The organism is Aeromicrobium sp. Leaf245 (genome assembly GCF_942548115.1).
Taxonomy (GTDB): Bacteria; Actinomycetota; Actinomycetes; order Propionibacteriales; family Nocardioidaceae; genus Aeromicrobium.
This window is the reverse complement of the sequence record NZ_OW824151.1, coordinates 176,557-191,459: the sequence shown is the minus strand read 5'-3', so window position 1 is coordinate 191,459 and position 14,903 is coordinate 176,557. Positions and strand designations below refer to the sequence as shown.

15 protein-coding genes are annotated in these 14,903 nt (G+C 72.3%); 6 read left to right on the top strand and 9 right to left on the bottom strand.

The features are described from left to right. The first annotated feature begins 269 nt into the window (after nt 1-269). Nucleotides 270-1,979: a hypothetical protein gene (locus tag NBW76_RS00950; RefSeq protein ID WP_156364633.1), complete on the top strand. Its 1,710-nt coding sequence runs from the start codon at nt 270-272 to the stop codon at nt 1,977-1,979. Here the strand turns inward: NBW76_RS00950 and NBW76_RS00945 are convergent. The 4 genes from NBW76_RS00945 to NBW76_RS00930 form a co-directional block, all read right to left on the bottom strand. Next, nucleotides 1,960-4,437, bottom strand: a complete 2,478-nt coding sequence (locus tag NBW76_RS00945; protein ID WP_235492843.1) for an ATP-dependent DNA ligase — start codon at nt 4,435-4,437, stop codon at nt 1,960-1,962. The genes NBW76_RS00950 and NBW76_RS00945 overlap by 20 nt on opposite strands. Before the next feature lie 35 nt (nt 4,438-4,472). After that, the gene (locus tag NBW76_RS00940) at nt 4,473-5,315 is read right to left on the bottom strand and encodes a Ku protein (RefSeq protein WP_055961499.1); all 843 of its coding nucleotides are present in this window, start codon (nt 5,313-5,315) and stop codon (nt 4,473-4,475) included. A gap of 111 nt (nt 5,316-5,426) precedes the next feature. Continuing rightward, on the bottom strand, nt 5,427-5,969 hold the full coding sequence (locus NBW76_RS00935; RefSeq protein ID WP_056552068.1) for a hypothetical protein: 543 nt from the start codon (nt 5,967-5,969) through the stop codon (nt 5,427-5,429). A gap of 202 nt (nt 5,970-6,171) precedes the next feature. Beyond that, a complete protein-coding gene (locus NBW76_RS00930; RefSeq protein ID WP_056552066.1) occupies nt 6,172-6,924 on the bottom strand; it encodes a CatB-related O-acetyltransferase in 753 nt (250 codons plus the stop codon). 137 nt (nt 6,925-7,061) lie between these two features. Between NBW76_RS00930 and NBW76_RS00925 the strand changes: the two genes are divergently transcribed. Then, nucleotides 7,062-8,021, top strand: coding sequence for a GGDEF domain-containing protein (locus NBW76_RS00925; RefSeq protein WP_162239194.1), 960 nt, complete (start codon nt 7,062-7,064; stop codon nt 8,019-8,021). On the opposite strand, the gene NBW76_RS00920 is transcribed toward NBW76_RS00925, so the two are convergent. Then, complete coding sequence (locus NBW76_RS00920) at nt 8,012-8,422, bottom strand: DUF3817 domain-containing protein (protein ID WP_082481037.1); 411 nt, start codon at nt 8,420-8,422, stop codon at nt 8,012-8,014. The genes NBW76_RS00925 and NBW76_RS00920 overlap by 10 nt on opposite strands. Nucleotides 8,423-8,478: 56 nt before the next feature. On the opposite strand from NBW76_RS00920, the gene NBW76_RS00915 reads away from it, so the two are divergent. Next, nucleotides 8,479-9,120, top strand: a complete 642-nt coding sequence (locus tag NBW76_RS00915) for a hypothetical protein (protein ID WP_056552060.1) — start codon at nt 8,479-8,481, stop codon at nt 9,118-9,120. A gap of 22 nt (nt 9,121-9,142) precedes the next feature. On the opposite strand, the gene NBW76_RS00910 is transcribed toward NBW76_RS00915, so the two are convergent. Next, entirely contained in the window at nt 9,143-10,063 is a 921-nt protein-coding gene (locus NBW76_RS00910) for a short-chain dehydrogenase/reductase (protein ID WP_056552057.1), read from the bottom strand. A gap of 65 nt (nt 10,064-10,128) precedes the next feature. Then, nucleotides 10,129-10,656, bottom strand: coding sequence for an SRPBCC domain-containing protein (locus tag NBW76_RS00905; protein ID WP_056552054.1), 528 nt, complete (start codon nt 10,654-10,656; stop codon nt 10,129-10,131). Between the two features lie 73 nt (nt 10,657-10,729). Here NBW76_RS00905 and NBW76_RS00900 point away from each other — a divergent pair, with 73 nt between their 5' ends. Beyond that, complete coding sequence (locus NBW76_RS00900; protein ID WP_056552050.1) at nt 10,730-11,674, top strand: 1,4-dihydroxy-2-naphthoyl-CoA synthase; 945 nt, start codon at nt 10,730-10,732, stop codon at nt 11,672-11,674. A gap of 120 nt (nt 11,675-11,794) precedes the next feature. Further along, a complete protein-coding gene (locus NBW76_RS00895) occupies nt 11,795-12,490 on the top strand; it encodes a hypothetical protein (protein WP_056552046.1) in 696 nt (231 codons plus the stop codon). A 65-nt stretch (nt 12,491-12,555) separates the two neighbouring features. Here the strand turns inward: NBW76_RS00895 and NBW76_RS00890 are convergent, their stop codons facing one another. Both NBW76_RS00890 and NBW76_RS00885 read right to left on the bottom strand, forming a co-directional pair. Continuing rightward, the gene (locus tag NBW76_RS00890; protein ID WP_056552043.1) at nt 12,556-13,569 is read right to left on the bottom strand and encodes a hypothetical protein; all 1,014 of its coding nucleotides are present in this window, start codon (nt 13,567-13,569) and stop codon (nt 12,556-12,558) included. After that, a complete protein-coding gene (locus tag NBW76_RS00885) occupies nt 13,566-13,913 on the bottom strand; it encodes a PadR family transcriptional regulator (protein WP_056552040.1) in 348 nt (115 codons plus the stop codon). The genes NBW76_RS00890 and NBW76_RS00885 overlap by 4 nt, the downstream gene beginning before the upstream one ends. Before the next feature lie 248 nt (nt 13,914-14,161). Here NBW76_RS00885 and NBW76_RS00880 point away from each other — a divergent pair, with 248 nt between their 5' ends. Then, nucleotides 14,162-14,824 (top strand): HNH endonuclease family protein, encoded by a 663-nt coding sequence (locus NBW76_RS00880; protein WP_082481081.1) that lies wholly within the window; start codon nt 14,162-14,164, stop codon nt 14,822-14,824. The last annotated feature ends 79 nt before the right edge of the window (nt 14,825-14,903 follow it).

Here is a 14,903-nt window from a genome sequence, read left to right as displayed (position 1 = left end):
CTAGGAGCGGGTGGGTGATGCCGCATGGCGACCGCGGCGGAAGGAGCGCGTCCGACGAGGAGGAATCGGACGCCCCGGCGCTTCTCGAGGGCTCCGGGACGTCCGTCCGGGCATCGCGCCACACCCCTGGAGGCGGGCGTGCCCAGGGCAGCATATCCGAAGTTGGACTTTCGTTCGTGTACGGCGCCTCGGGGTGGTCGCTACGATGACGCTCCGACGATGCGTCGACGACGCCTGGACGCCGTCCGGGACCCGGGGGAGGGGTGGCCGTGAGCGACGCCGAGATGGACGGACCCGACTCGGACCGCCTGTGGGGTGCGGAGTGGTGGGAGCGTCTCGCCGACGCGCGTGAGCGGTGGCGCGAGGCTCACGTCGGGACGGCACGGACCCTCGACGGGGTGGTCCGCACCGCCTTGTTCGTCGCCTTCGCCGTGCTCGTCGTGACGGTCAGCGTCTCGCCGGTCCTGCGCGCGGGACTCGGTGCGTGGCTGGGCGGAGCCTGGCTGGCGCTGCTGGGCTTCGTGCTGCTGCGCACCAAGACCATCGCCTGGTCGACGTACTGGTGGATCTTCACGGTCGCGCTCGGCTGGTCCTTCGTCGCGAGCGTCGGTCTGGGTTCCCTGGCCTCCTCCGTCTCGGCCAGGGGCGCGGAGGCCGCAGGTCCGGCGGTGGGCATCGCGTCGATCGGCGAGGAGGCGCTGAAGCTGGCGCCCCTGCTGCTCATCGCGGTCTTCGCCCCAGGACGGGTGCACCGCTTCTCGGTGGCCGACTGGGTGCTCGTCGCCCTGGCGAGCGGCGCGGCCTTCACGGCGGTCGAGGAGTTCATCCGACGGGTCGCGAGCATCGGTCTCGAGGGTGGCGGCGTCCCCGACAGCTTCCTGTCGTTCGGGGTCTCCGGGCTGCAGCTGGCCTACGACGGGGCGGTGGCCTACCCCGGCCACCACGCCGCCACCGGCATCACGGGTGCAGCGCTGGGGCTGGGCATCGCGCTGGTGCGTCGGGCACGGCGCGACATCGGCTGGCGGAGGGCGGCGCTGCTCGCCGCCGGGGTCGCGCTCCCGGTGCTCGTGTGGTGGCTCTTCGTCGTGCGGCACGCCGCGCTCAACGCCTTCGGCGTCGGCGTCGACCTGCCGGGGCCGATGGCCTTCACCGAGGCGCTGCTGCCACCTGCGTGGGGACGCACGCTGACCGTGCTGCTGGTGCTCCTGCTGGTGCAGCTCGTCGACGCCCGACGCCTCGCCCGCTGGCGGGACGCCAGCCTGGAGGACGGTCCCACCCCCGCCTGGCTCGACCGGCTGCTCGACACGACGGAGCGCTGGCGCGCCGCGGACGGCCCCGCACGGTACGGAGCCCCCGTCGTGGAGAGCGCCGGCCACCTCGGCCACGTGGTCGGGCGCGACGTCCGCCAGCTCGCGGAGGTCGTCGGGAGCCAGGATGGGACGAACCGATGGTCGATCCTGCGGTCTTCTCGTACGCTCTTGGCCATGCAGCGAGAGATGCGACAGATCGTCCAGCACCTGGATGGCGCTCCGTCGCGTCCTTCGGTGGTCCGCTCGGTGGCCCTGGTGGCCCTCGTCGCGCTCGGTGCGGTGACCCTGCTCGTGGCCCCGGCGGTGGCCGACGACGTCCAGGCCGCGGCCGACGCCGGCCAGGCCTGGATGGCCGGCCTCCTCCAGCAGCTCGACCAGTGGTGGAGCGGCGCGAGCTTTATCGACCAGGTCCTCTTCACGAGCGGCACGGTGGCCGCCGCGAGCCTCTCGTCGGCCGCGCTCGGGCGGTCGCCCGGCTCGCTGCGCGAGACGACCCCCGTGGGTGCCGTCGCGGCGCTCGGCCACGGCGCGCTGGCCGCCGGCCTTCGGGTCACGGGGTCCTCGGCCAACGCCACGTCGCCGTGGGTGGCCGAGACCGACCGCTACCTGGCCGATCCCACCGGCTGGCGCACCGCCCAGATGATCCGACTCAGCGCGCCGGGAGCCTGACCGGCTGCACGTCGGCCACGGTCTTGTCGTCGCGCAGCCCGCGCCACACGGGGTGGCGCAGGTGGCCGGAGTCGGTCCAGCCTGCCGACGTCACCTCGCCGACGATCGTGGGCTCCACCCACACGGCCTCGCGGGCGACGTCGCGTGGCGCCGCCACCGTCGCCTCGTCACGACGTGCCTCCTCCAGTCGTGCCGCGAGGTCGGCCAGCGTGCGCTCGGCGAACCCGGTGCCCACACGACCGGCGTAGACGAGCGTGCCCTCGGCGTCGGGAACGGCGACGAGGAGCGACCCGATGCCGCCGCCGCGACCTCCCTTGCCGGGTCGCCAGCCGACCACCACGACCTCCACGTGCTGCTCGTGCTTGAGCTTGACCCAGTGCGCCGACCTCGCGCCGGGCCGGTACCGGCTGGTGCGACGCTTCGCCACCACGCCCTCGAGTCCCAGCTCCCGGCTGGCCTCCATCGCGGCCTCCAGGTCACCGTCGAAGGCGGCCGGCACGTCCACGCCGTCGGCGTCGTCGAGGTCGAGGCCGAGCAGCAGCTCGCGACGCTGCTCGTAGGGCAGCCCGGTCACGTCGGCACCGCCGAGCCTGAGCAGGTCGAACCCGACGAACCGCACCGGCACGCTGCGGCGGGCCGCGGTCACCTCGCGCGGCTTCGTGAGCCCGATGCGCTGCTGGATGCGTCCGAAGGAGGGGGCGCCGGCGTCGTCGAGGGCCACCACCTCGCCGTCGACCACGGTGTCGTCGAGGTCGAGCGTCTCCAGCGCCTCGGTGATCTCGGGGTAGGTGGCGGTGACGTCGCGACCGCTGCGCCCGACGAGCCGCACGGCGCCCGCGTCGCACGTGGCCACCACGCGCACCCCGTCCCACTTCATCTCGAACGCCCAGGCGGCCGCGTCGGCGTGGGCGTCGAACGTGCCGGCGCGCGTGGCGAGCATGGGTGCGACGGTGTCGAGCCGTCCGGGGTCCGGCGACGCCCCCTCGTCGGCGCTGTCGTCGGCGCTGTCGTCCGGGCTGTCGTCGCTGCTCGCCTCGTCGCTCTCCGCGCTCTCCTCGGCCGGCGCGCGGGCCGGGTCCATGCGGTGCATGAGCCAGTTCTCCCCGGTGCGGATGAGCGCGAACCGCACGCTGCCGCCGAGCCCGCCGCCTGCGCTGCCGTGCAGGGTGGCGATGACCTCGCCGTCCTTCCACTTCTCGAGCGTGTACGTGCCGTGGTCCCAGATCGTCACCTCGCCCGCGCCGTACTCACCCTTCGGGATGGTGCCCTCGAACGTGGCGTAGTCCATCGGGTGGTCCTCGGTCGGCACCGCCAGGTGGTTCTTCCCGGGATCCTCGGGTGGACCCTTCGGCACGGCCCACGACACGAGCACCCCCTCGCGCTCCAGTCGCACGTCGTAGTGCAGCCGGGTGGCGTGGTGCTCCTGGACGACGAAGACCGGCCCGTCACGGTCCGGGTCGGCGCTGTCGTCGGCCGGAGCGTCGGCGGGGACGGGCTCGGGCGTGCGGCTGGGGTCGCGCATGGACCGGTAGACCGTCAGGCGGTCGGGCGCTGCGGTCCCGGACGCGGCCGCGTCGATGTCGCTGCTCCCCGCCCCCAGGCCGGAGAGGGGGTCGTCGGAGCGCTCCAGCACCTCGGCCATCGTCAGGTGCCGCAGGTCGGGACCGAGCTCGTCCCAGTGCCGTGGCGCAGCGACGAAGGGGCCCTCGCCGTCCGGCGCCGCGCGGCCACGCAGCGAGTAGGGAGCGATCGTGGTCTTGGCCTGGTTGTTCTGGCTCCAGTCCACGAGCACCTTGCCGTCGCGCAGTGACTTCTTCATCGACGAGACCACGAGGTCGGGCATCGCGTCCTCCAGGGCCGCGGCGACCTGCTTGGCGAAGGCGTTCACGTAGTCGGGTCCGTGCTCGCCGGTGAGCCGGGCGTACAGGTGCAGTCCCTTGCTGCCGCTCGTGACGGGCCAGGCCGTGAGCCCCACGTCGTCGAGCAGCTCGCGCGCGGCGAGTGCCACCTCCACGCACTCGGCCAGACCCGCCCCGGGACCGGGATCGAGGTCCAGCACCAGGCGGTCGGGATGGCGGGGCGTGCCGTCGGCGTCGACCCGCCACTGCGGCACGTGCAGCTCGAGCGCCGCCACCTGCCCCAGCCACGCCAGGGTGGCCGCGGAGTCCACGATCGGGTACACGTTCACGTGGCTCTTGTGCCGTACCACCACCCGGCGCACCCAGTCCGGCGCCGAGTCGGGCAGGTTCTTCTCGAAGAAGAGCTCACCAGGATGCTCGGTGTCCCCGACGCCGTTCGGCCACCGTTTCCGGGTGGCCGGACGACCGGTCGCCCACGGCAGCAGCCGGTCGGCGACCGCCACGTAGTACGAGATCACCTCGGCCTTGGTCGTGCCCGACGCCGGGTAGAGCACCTTGTCGAGGTTGGTGACGCGCAGGCGGCGACCGTCGACCTGCACGGTCTGGGACGACCCGCGACCCGCCACGACCGCGGTCAGGCCTTCTTGCGGGCGCGCGGCTTGGTCGCGTCTCCCGAGCCCTGACCACGCCGCTCCTTGCTGCGCTCGACGCTGCGCTTCAGCGCCTCCATCAGGTCGACGACCTCGGCGTCCTCGCCCTCGTCGTCCTTCTCGCCGAACGTGGCCGCGGTGTCGATCGTGTCGCCCTGCTCCAGCTTGGCCTCCACGAGCGTGCGCAGCTGCTCCTGGTAGTCGTCGGTGAACTGCGACGCGTCGAAGTCGGCTGCCAGGGAGTCGACCAGCTGGGCGGCCATGTCGCGCTCCTTGGCGCTGATCCGCGGCACCTGGTCGAGCACGTCGAACTCCGCCTCGCGGATCTCGTCGTCCCACAGCATCGTCTGCAGCAGGAGCGTCTTGTCGCGCACCCGCAGCACCGCGAGCCGCGTCTTCTGCCGCAGCGCGAACCGCACGACCGCGCTGCGGTCGGTGTCCTCCAGGGCGCGCCGCAGGAGGGTGTAGGGCTTGATGGCCGTCTTGTCCGGCTCCAGGAAGTAGGCCTTGTCGAGCCGGATCGGGTCGATCTGCTTGGCCGGGACGAACTCCACGACCTCGATCTCCTTGGCCGTCTCGGCCGGCAGCGAGGCGAAGTCCTCCGGGGTCAGGACGACCGTGTTCTCGCCGTCGTCGTAGGCCTTCGCGATGTCCTCGTAGGCCACGACCTCGCCGCAGATCTCGCACCGGCGCTGGTAGCGGATGCGGCCGCCGTCGTCCGCGTGCACCTGGTGCAGGGACACGTCGTGGTTCTCGGTGGCGCTGTAGACGCGCACCGGCACGTTGACCAGCCCGAAGCTGATCGAGCCCTTCCAGAGCGAGCGCATGAGACCAGTCTTCCCTAGGTGGACGGAGTTGGGGAAGGCGCGCGGCCGGCCCGCACGCACGTCGGGCCGGGACCTCGGCGGTCCCGGCCCGACGTACGGGTGCTGCTACGGCTACTTCGAGCCGGGTCCGTCGACCGCGTCGAGCGAGTCGGCGGTGGGGGCGGCGCTGGGGGGCGTCGAGCCCGACGGCGGACGCGGCGCGGGCGCCGGAGCCGGCTGGTACGGCGGCGGGGGCGGAGCCTGCTTGCCCTTGAGCGTGGCGAAGGCGGCAGCACCGGCGCCGGCGATCAGGCCCAGGCCGACGATGCGACGCAGACGACGCTTCTTCTTCGGCTTGACCTCGTCGGGCAGGCGGTCGGCCACGCGCTTCGGCAGCTTGTCGTAGGTCTTCTCGTTGAGCTCGGGCGTGCGCTCGAGCAGCTCGTCGCGCAGCTCCGGGAGGCGCTCGCGCAGCTCGGCGACGCCGTGGCTGGCCTTCGCCGCGACGATGTCGCGCACGTCGGCGGCACCGGACTGGGTCTTGGCGACGACGCTGTCGCGCACCTCGGGAGCGTGGTCCACGAGCTGCTGGCGGACGTCGTCGGCCTGGGCGAGGAGGTCCTCGAGGCGGCTCTGGAGCTTGTCCTTGACGGTCTTGTTCTTCCTCAGCGGCATGCTGACACGGCTCCTCGGTGGTCGATGGTGCTTCTCGCTGTCGACACTATCGCCGGTGCCCCTGCGGTGCACCCTGTGGCGGTGCCGTGTCGGTTCTCCGCCCGCGGCCCGGAACCCCCGCCGGTGCCGTTTCTCCGCCCGCGGCCCGGAACCCCCGCCGGTGCCGTTCTCCGCCCGTGGTGCGGAACCCCCGCCGGGCGGTTCAGCCGCGCAGGCGACGGGCCGCGCGACGCCAGCGCGACGCGGGGGCCGGCGCGGTCGGCTTGACGATCTCGACGAACCCCGGCGCGTAGGGTTCGAGGCCGGCGTCGACGCGGCGGCCGATCTCTGCGGCGGCCGCACGGGGGTCGGCGAAGGGGACGCCGCTCAGCTGGTTGGGGGAGAAGCGCCACCACTGCAGCCGGAGCAGCTCGTCGACGACGTCGTCGGGGAGCCGGCGGCGCAGGACCCTGGCCGGCAGCCCGGCGGCGATCGAGTACGGCGGGAGGTCCTTCGTGACGACCGCGCCGGCGGCGACGACGCAGCCGTCGCCGATGCGCACGCCCTTGAGCACCACCACGTTGGCACCCAGGTGCACGTCGTTGCCGATGACGGCGGGCTCCTCGCCGCGGGTGCCACGGAACGAGGTCCGTCCGTCCGCCTCCGGGTCGACCGTCTCGACGGCGTCCGCGCTCGGGTGCCACCCCCAGGTGCTGGCGCGGTACTGGAAGGCGGAGGCGCTGAGCCACGTGGTGGGGTGGCTGATGGCGCCGAGGATGCTGCCCGGCCCGATCTCGCCGTACCGACCGACGTCGGCCGACTGGATCTCCACGATCTTGCCGAACTCGGTGAAGGCGCCCACGTGCGTGTCGGAGCGGATCGTCAGGGCCCCGATGATCCGCACGGGCGGCTCGGCCAGGAACCGGGCGCCGTTGGACCGGTTGATCCGCTGGGCGCCGCGCGCGTGTTGCTCCACGGCGTCAGGGTATCGGCGCCCGGCAGAGGCTTTGGTCCCCCGTCCGGCCGTTCCGGCCCCGGTGCCTTCGCTGATCGGTGATCATGGACCCCGACGATCGGGGCCGAGCGGGTCGGGGTGGGGAAGCAGGGGTGCACGTGCCAGGTTCCGTCGCCCTCGCCGGCCGCACGTACCCGGCGATGAGCGTGGCCACGGTGCTGCTGAACCTGATCGCCGTGGCGATGCTGTCGCTGACCCTGCTCACGTGGCGACCCGACAACAACCCGAGGTCCGTGCTCGTGGCGCTGCTGCTCACGTCGGCCGCGGCCCTGGTCTGGACGCTGGTGCGGGGCGTGCTGCTCGAGCAGCGTGACGTGGCCGTGATGGTCGCCCTGGCGTTCGGGGCCCTCGCGGCGCTCACCTGGGGGACGGATCGCGAGCTGGCGGCGTTCGCGAACGGCTCGAGCGCTCCGATGCTCTCGGTGTTCGCGGTCTGGTTCCTGGCCATCGGGTTGGCGCGGGTGATCGCGTACGCCGGCACGGCGGTGTGGGGACTCGCGATCGCCAGCCACTCCGACGAGACGTTGCTGGTGCCTGCCGTCACCGTGGCCGTGCAGGTGGTGGTGGCGACGGAGGTCCTGGGCAGGCTCCGGGCGCGACTCGACCTGCTGGCCCGCACCGACGAGCTCACCGGAGCCCTCAACCGGCGAGGTGCGCACGCCCTCGTGACGCAGCACCTGGCGCGCAGGGCGCGACTCGGCACGCCGCTCACGGTGCTGGCGCTCGACGTGGACGACCTGCGCGCGATCAACAACCGGGACGGTCACCCGGCCGGGGACGCGATGCTGCGGGCGATCGTCGACCACCTGCGCTCAGGGCTCCGACCCGGCGACGAGGTGGGCCGGCTCGGTGGTGACGAGTTCCTCGTGGTGCTGCCGGGCGCGGATCACGGGGTGGGTGACGTCGTGGCCCGACGGCTCGCCGAGGGAGCGCCGGCCTCCTGGTCCGTCGGGGTGGCCGAGGCGCGGGCCGACGACGACCCGGCGGCGCTGCTGGCCCGGGCCGACGCGCGGATGTACGAGCGGAAGCAGGCCCGGCGGGGCCTGGATCAGGCCTGAGGCGTGGGGGCGGACGTGGTCCGGGAGTCGACTCGTGCCGGGCGGCCGAGGAGCCCGCGTCGGTCGGCCAGCACCTCGAACACGACCGTGAAGAACGGCGGGATCGCGGCGAGCAGCGCGAGGACGAGTGTCTTGAAATTCCAGCCGAAGGTGCGCCAGGCGACGAGGGCGGACGCGCAGTAGGCCACGAAGAAGGCGCCGTGGATGGGGCCGGAGATCGGGACGCCACCCTCGATGCCGCTGTGCGGGTCGTCCTGGACCACCCACTTGAAGAACATCGTGACGAGCAGGACGGCCCATGACACGGCCTCGGCGAACGCGAGGGCGCGGAAGGTCGGTCGGACCCAGGCCGGGTGGGTGCCGTCGGGGGAGGGGGCATCGGTGCGGCTGGCGGCGTTCACGGCGGCCAGGGTAGCGGCGCAACGCAAAAGAAACACCGGCGTGGTGAGATGTGCCCATGGCCTACCTGCTGCGCGTGGAGCTGCCCGACGTACCGGGCTCCCTGGGCGCGATGGCGTCGGCGCTCGGTGGTGCAGGTGCCGACATCGAGGCCATCGAGATCGTGGAGCACCGCTCCGACGGCAAGGCCGTGGACGACGTGCTCCTCGAGCTGCCGCCCCAGGTCATGGCCGACGCGCTCATCACGGCCTGCCACGAGCTCGAGGGCGTGCGGGTCCACTGGATCAGCCGCTACAACGCCGGCGCGAACCTCAGCATGGACCTCGAGGCCGTCGAGGCGTTCACCGCCGAGCCCGCGCACGCGATCGAACGGCTCGTGGAGGTCGTGCCGCCCACCTTCCGCACCGACTGGGCCATGGCCGTGCACCGGGTCGACGGGGAGGCGGCCGTGCTCAGTGCCTCGCCCTCGGCGCCGAAGCTGGTGCCTGACGCGGCGTCGTGGCTCTCGATCCGCAGCTCGCGTGCGCTCGACTCCGTGGACGCCTGGTCGTCGACGTTGCTCGCCGGCACCCAGGCGAAGGACCGCAGCGGTCAGGTGTTCGTCGTCGTGGTCGGACGCCACGGCGGACCGGAGTTCCTGGCCTCCGAGCTGGCCCGGCTGGGCCACATGGTGAGCCTCGCCGGGTCCGTCCAGGCCTGACGCGGCTGGGCCGGACGGGCTGTCAGGGGCCCTCGGGCTCCTCGACCACCGGCTTCTTGGGGTCGGTCAAGGGGACGTGGGCGTGCTGGAAGCGGCCCAGCGCCGCGACCTCGCGCTCGAGGTCGGGCACGTGCTTCTTCAGCTGCGGGCGCATGACGGCCCAGCCGATCGGGGAGTTCACGAGCGGCTTGGTCCAGTTGGCCACGACGACGCCGCGGCGCACGTAGACGCGGGTCTTCCGCTTGGCGAGTCCCGCGACGATCGCGTCGACGCACTCGGCCAGCGTGGTGGTGGCGTTCGCCGGGAACGGGAGCTTGCCGCGGATGACCTTGAACGTCGGCAGGTCGGCCTCGGCGCCGCGGACGATGTCGGTGTCGATCCACGACGGGTGGGCGACGCCGACCTTGACGCCGAGGTGCGCGACCTCCTGGCGGGCGACGAGCGCCAGCGACTCGGCGCCGGCCTTGCTGGCGTTGTACGACGCGAGGCCGGCCAGGTTGGTGAAGGAGGCGAGGGAGGCGACGACGAGCGCGTAGCCCTTGGACTTCTCCAGGTGCGGGATCGACGCGTGCAGGGTGCGGTAGACACCGTTGACGTTGATGTCGATGACCCGCTCGAAGGAGTCCTCGTCGATCTGGCGGACCGTGCCGTACGAGGCGATCCCGGCGTTGGCGAGCACGTGGTCGATGCGGCCGAAGTGGGCGGCAGCGGCATCGATGGCGGCGGTCATGGCGCGGCCGTCGCGGGCGTCGGCCTCCCACCAGGCCGCCGCAGGGCCCAGCTCGGTGGCGAGCGCCTCGAGCAGCTCGGGCTCCAGGCCCAGCAGCGCGACGCGGCCGCCCTTCGCGACGTAGGCCCGCGCGACCCCGGCGCCGATGCCGCGCGCCGCACCGGTGACGACCAGGACCTTGCCGGAGAAGCCCTTGCGGGCGAAGAGTGCCATGCGGTCAACATACCGACGGTATCTGAGTTCGTCACGCAGGTGTGACGCATCGTGCGACGTGGGAGTCACCGGGGTCGGTCGGGGGTGAGCGTGTCCTGGAGTGCGCGGTAGTGGTCGTGCGTGGCGGCGAGGTAGGCGTCGAAGTCCAGGTCGTCGGGGTCCGCTCCGGACGCCGAGGTCACGAGCCGGTCGAGGTACCACTCCCAGCCGGGGCCGGTGTGCTCGACGATCGAGACGTCGTGGATCCGCTGGGCGAAGAGGAGCGTCGTGGTGCCGTCGGACTCCCGCAGCTCGAGGTCGAGGTACCAGGCCCCGCCCTCGTCCACGACGTCGACGGCGAGGTGGGTCGGGGCGTCGCACGCGCGGATCTCGAAGCGGGACGGCTCGGCGGCGTCGCCCTCGGCGTTCATCTGAACCGTCACGAAGCCGTCGGCCGGGTCGCCGGTCCAGGTGCCGAACCAGCGGGCCAGGCGGTCGGACTCGGTGACCGACGCCCAGATGTCGTCGATCGGGGCGCGGAAGGTCCGTTCCCAGACGAGGTGGTCGTCGGTGCCGCGTCGCTCGTGGCGACCGGTGGGGGTGGGTGCGGTCATGCCGACTCCTCGGGGGCGTCCATGCAGACAGGTCAGCAGACACGGGTGCGGCGGTCAACGATACGTTCGCGCCATGAGTGCACTGCCCGGCGTGTCCGAGACCTTCGACCCCTCCGCGTGGAACGAGGTGGCCGGCTTCGAGCACCTGACCGACGTCACGTACCACCGCGCCGTCGAGCACGGCACGGTCCGCGTGGCCTTCGACCGCCCCGACGTGCTCAACGCGTTCCGCCCGCACACCGTCGACGAGCTGCTGCAGGTCCTCGACCACGCACGCACGTCGGCAGACGTCGGCTGCGTGCTGCTCACCGGCAACGGCCCGAGCGAGAAGAACGGCAAGCGATCCTTCTGCACCGGCGGCGACCAGCGCATCCGCGGCCGGTTCGGCTACCAGTACGAGGACGTGTCGGCGTCGGGGTCGGACACCGGGGCCGAGGAGCCCAGCCCGGTGGACAAGGCGCGGCTGGCCCGCCTGCACATCCTCGAGGTGCAGCGGCTCATCCGCTTCATGCCGAAGGTCGTCGTCTGCGTCGTGCCGGGCTGGGCGGCCGGCGGCGGTCACAGCCTGCACGTCGTCTCCGACCTCACCATCGCGAGCGCCGAGCACGCCCGCTTCAAGCAGACCGACGCCGACGTCGGCAGCTTCGACGGTGGCTTCGGCTCGGCCTACCTCGCCCGCCAGGTGGGTCAGAAGTTCGCCCGCGAGATCTTCTTCCTGGCCGAGGAGTACTCCGCCGAGGACGGCGTCCGGATGGGCACCGTCAACCGCGCGGTCCCGCACGCCGAGCTCGAGGCCACGGCGCTGGAGTGGGGCCGCATGATCAACGGCAAGAGCCCCACCGCGCAGCGCATGCTCAAGTACTCCTTCAACATGATCGACGACGGACTCGTCGGCCAGCAGGTGCTCATGGGCGAGACCACCCGCCTGGCCTACATGACCGACGAGGCGCAGGAGGGCCGCGACCAGTTCCTCGAGAAGCGCGACCCCGACTGGTCGGAGTTCCCCTGGTACTACTGAGCCGTCCTGGACGGGGTGTCGCGGGTCACCACACCAATACGTGATCGACATGGTGGCGAACTAGGGGTACTTCCACCCGCCAAGACATGGCGGGTGCCCCCCATCAAGGACGTGGCTCCAATGAGCACCCTGCACCCCACCAAGAAGTTCTTCGCGAGCCTGGCCGTCGTGGCCGTCGCCGCACTCCCCCTCGCCGCCTGCAGCTCGGGCTCGGACTCCGGCTCCTCGTCGGACAGCAGCTCCTCGAGCTCGACGCCTCCGAAGGCCGTCGCCTCGATCACCGCGCTGACCGGTGAGGACACCGCCGTCGCGCTCGACACCGGCTTCACCGACGCCCTCGAGTCCCTCGGACTCACCCCGGGCACCGTCGGCGACGGCGCGCTCGAGGACGGCTCGCTCGTCTTCCCGATCACCGGCGGCAACGTCGAGGTCTTCACGCCGGGCGAGGTCTCGCCCTACGTGATCGGCCAGATCCAGCACGAGGGCTCGGGCTTCTCGCTGACCGCCGGCGACACCGAGGTCGAGATCACGAACCTGAACGTCGACCCGGGCGCCTCGCGCGTCTACGGCGACGTGGCGGTCAACGGCGAGACTGCCGTGACCAGCGCCTACATCTTCACGCTGAACGGCAGCACGCTGAAGCCGCTGCAGTCCGAGGGCGACACGGCGATCCTCGAGGGCACCCAGGTGCTCATCAGCCCGGTCGCCGCCGACCTGCTGAACCAGACGTTCGACACCGACGCGGTCACCCCCGAGCTGCTCGTGGGCATCGCCAAGATCACCGTCAACACCACCTCGGGTGACGACGGCAACTGACCTCCCGGTTGGGAGCATGACGGCGGGCAGGACTCTCGGGTCCTGCCCGCCGTCATGTCCGGACGTCAGTGCGCGGGGCTCGGCCTCCGGTGCAGCGCGAGACCCAGCGACAGGAGGCCCGCCCCGACGAACACCCAGGTCGACCAGTCGACGTTGCCGCTGACGACGTTGGTCACCACGACCGCGGCCGCGAAGATCGCGAACAGCAGGTGCCAGCGACGCTCGGACCGGTCGCGGTAGACCACCGTGCGGAGGTCGGCCTCGGCCAGGGCGAGCGCGTGCACCTGCGGCGGACCGAACGACTCGAACGGATGCTCGCCGGTCTCCTCCGCGTGGGCGCGCGTCTCGGCCGTGAGTCGACGGGCCGTCTCGCGCGGCATCTTGTGACGTCCGCGCAGAAGCCACTCCATGCGGGTGAACCAGCGCTCGGCGGGCCAGGTGCGGGAGCTGTCGTCGATCGCGGGCTTGCGCTCGGGCAGCCTCCACCAGACCACGAGCAGGACAGCGCCGATCGCCGGGAGCGTCAGGGTCGGCACCGAGCCGAGGCTCCGCTCCCGGTCCAGGAGCTCCATCGCCGCGTAGACCGCCACGACGACGAGCGCGAGGCTGGCGAGCACCCACGCGCCGGTGGCGACCGGTCGTCCCGACCGCCAGGCCAGGCCGGCCGTGCCCAGCCCTCCCGCGCCGAGGACCAGCGCCGCGAAGACCGCGGCCCCGGGGGCGGTGAGGTCGGTGCTCCAGCCCTCGCTCACGAGCCTGGCGATGCCGAGCGCCATCAGGAACCACCCCGCCATCGCCAGAAGCGTGCGTGGGAGGTCGGACCACGTGCCCTCGTCGAGGTCGCCGGCCGCACGCTGCTCCGGGGGGAGGTCCTGGGCGAAGGTCTCCGCCGCGTCGCGCGCCGGGCCGAAGAGCTCCTCGGCCGTGCCGCCGGAGTCGACGACGGCCTCGTGCACGACGTCGAGCCAGCCTCGGATGTCGTCCTTGCGGGCGGCCGTGGCCCAGGCTGCGTGCCAGGTGAAGGTGTCGGCCCAGTCGCCGTCCTGCTTCTGCGGCCAGGTCAGCTCGGTGGCGCTCATCGGGTGCTCCTCGTGGTCGTGGGGGCGATCGCGGCGGCCACCCGGGAGGCGAAGTCGCCCCACGCGTCGCTCATGGAGTCGAGGCGAGTACGGCCGGCGTCGGTGAGCGCGTACTGCTTGCGGCCGGGGCCGCCGTCGCCCGCGACCCACTCGGCTCGCACCAGGTCCTGCGACTCCAGCCGGTTGAGCACGGGGTAGAGCGTGCCGACCTTGAGACCGAACAGGCTCAGCTCCTCGAGTCGTTGCGCGATCGCGTAGCCGTGCAGCGCGCCGTCGCGCAGCGTGAGGAGGGCCAGGAAGGGCAGGGCCCCGCGCAGCCACTCGGCCTCCGACGGTTCGCTCATGCCGCGACCGTAGATGCGAGTAGTTCGAGGAGTCAAGTAGTCAGGATCATGAATAGCCGCGTGGTGGGCCGTGCGACCCGCGACCTGACGCGCTGGCGACGGTCCGTCGTCGGTGGATCGTCGCCGACGCGTCGAGACGCCGGGGGCATGACGTTCTGGTGAACGACGGCGTCGGTCCCTTCCCCTCGGACGGCTGCCGTGCCTACGGTCCTCTCGACCTGACCAGTGACTTCGGGGGGAGTCCCACCATGTCGGTGCCTGTCATCGCGCCTGCTCACCACTCGTCCGACCTCGTGCCACCGCGGCGGCTTCGCACGCTTCTCGTCGCGCTCGCCACCACACTCGTGGCGACCGTGCTCGTGGCCCCGGCCGCGTCGGCCTCGCCGGAGACCCAGCTGGCCGAGCTGACCGTCCGGTCGGAGGCCGGCGGGACCACGTACGACCGTGACGCCTTCCGGCACTGGATCGACGCCGACGGCGACGGCTGCACCACGCGGGCCGAGGTGCTGAAGGACGAGTCCTCGACGTCGACCGGCCACACCGGCACGTGCACCATCACCAGCGGGTCGTGGACGTCGGCCTACGACGGGGTGCGCTTCACCGACGCGGGCGGCATGGACATCGACCACATGGTCCCGCTCAAGGAGGCGTGGATCTCTGGCGCCTCGGGCTGGAGCGCGACGAAGCGCGAGGACTTCGCCAACGACCTGGGGGACGGGCGCAGCCTCATCGCCGTCTCCGCGTCGTCGAACAGGTCCAAGAGCGACCAGGACCCCGACTCCTGGATGCCCCCCGCGACGTCGTACCGCTGCACCTACGTGTCGGACTGGATCGCGGTCAAGCACCGTTGGGGCCTGGCCGTCGACTCCGCCGAGAAGACTGCGCTCCGGGAGGTGCTCGCAGGCTGCTGAGCAGGGTCCGGATGCGACCACTCGTCCCGCGCCACCTGCCGCTCGTCGCGCGGATCCGCTCCCTGAGACACGCGTCTCA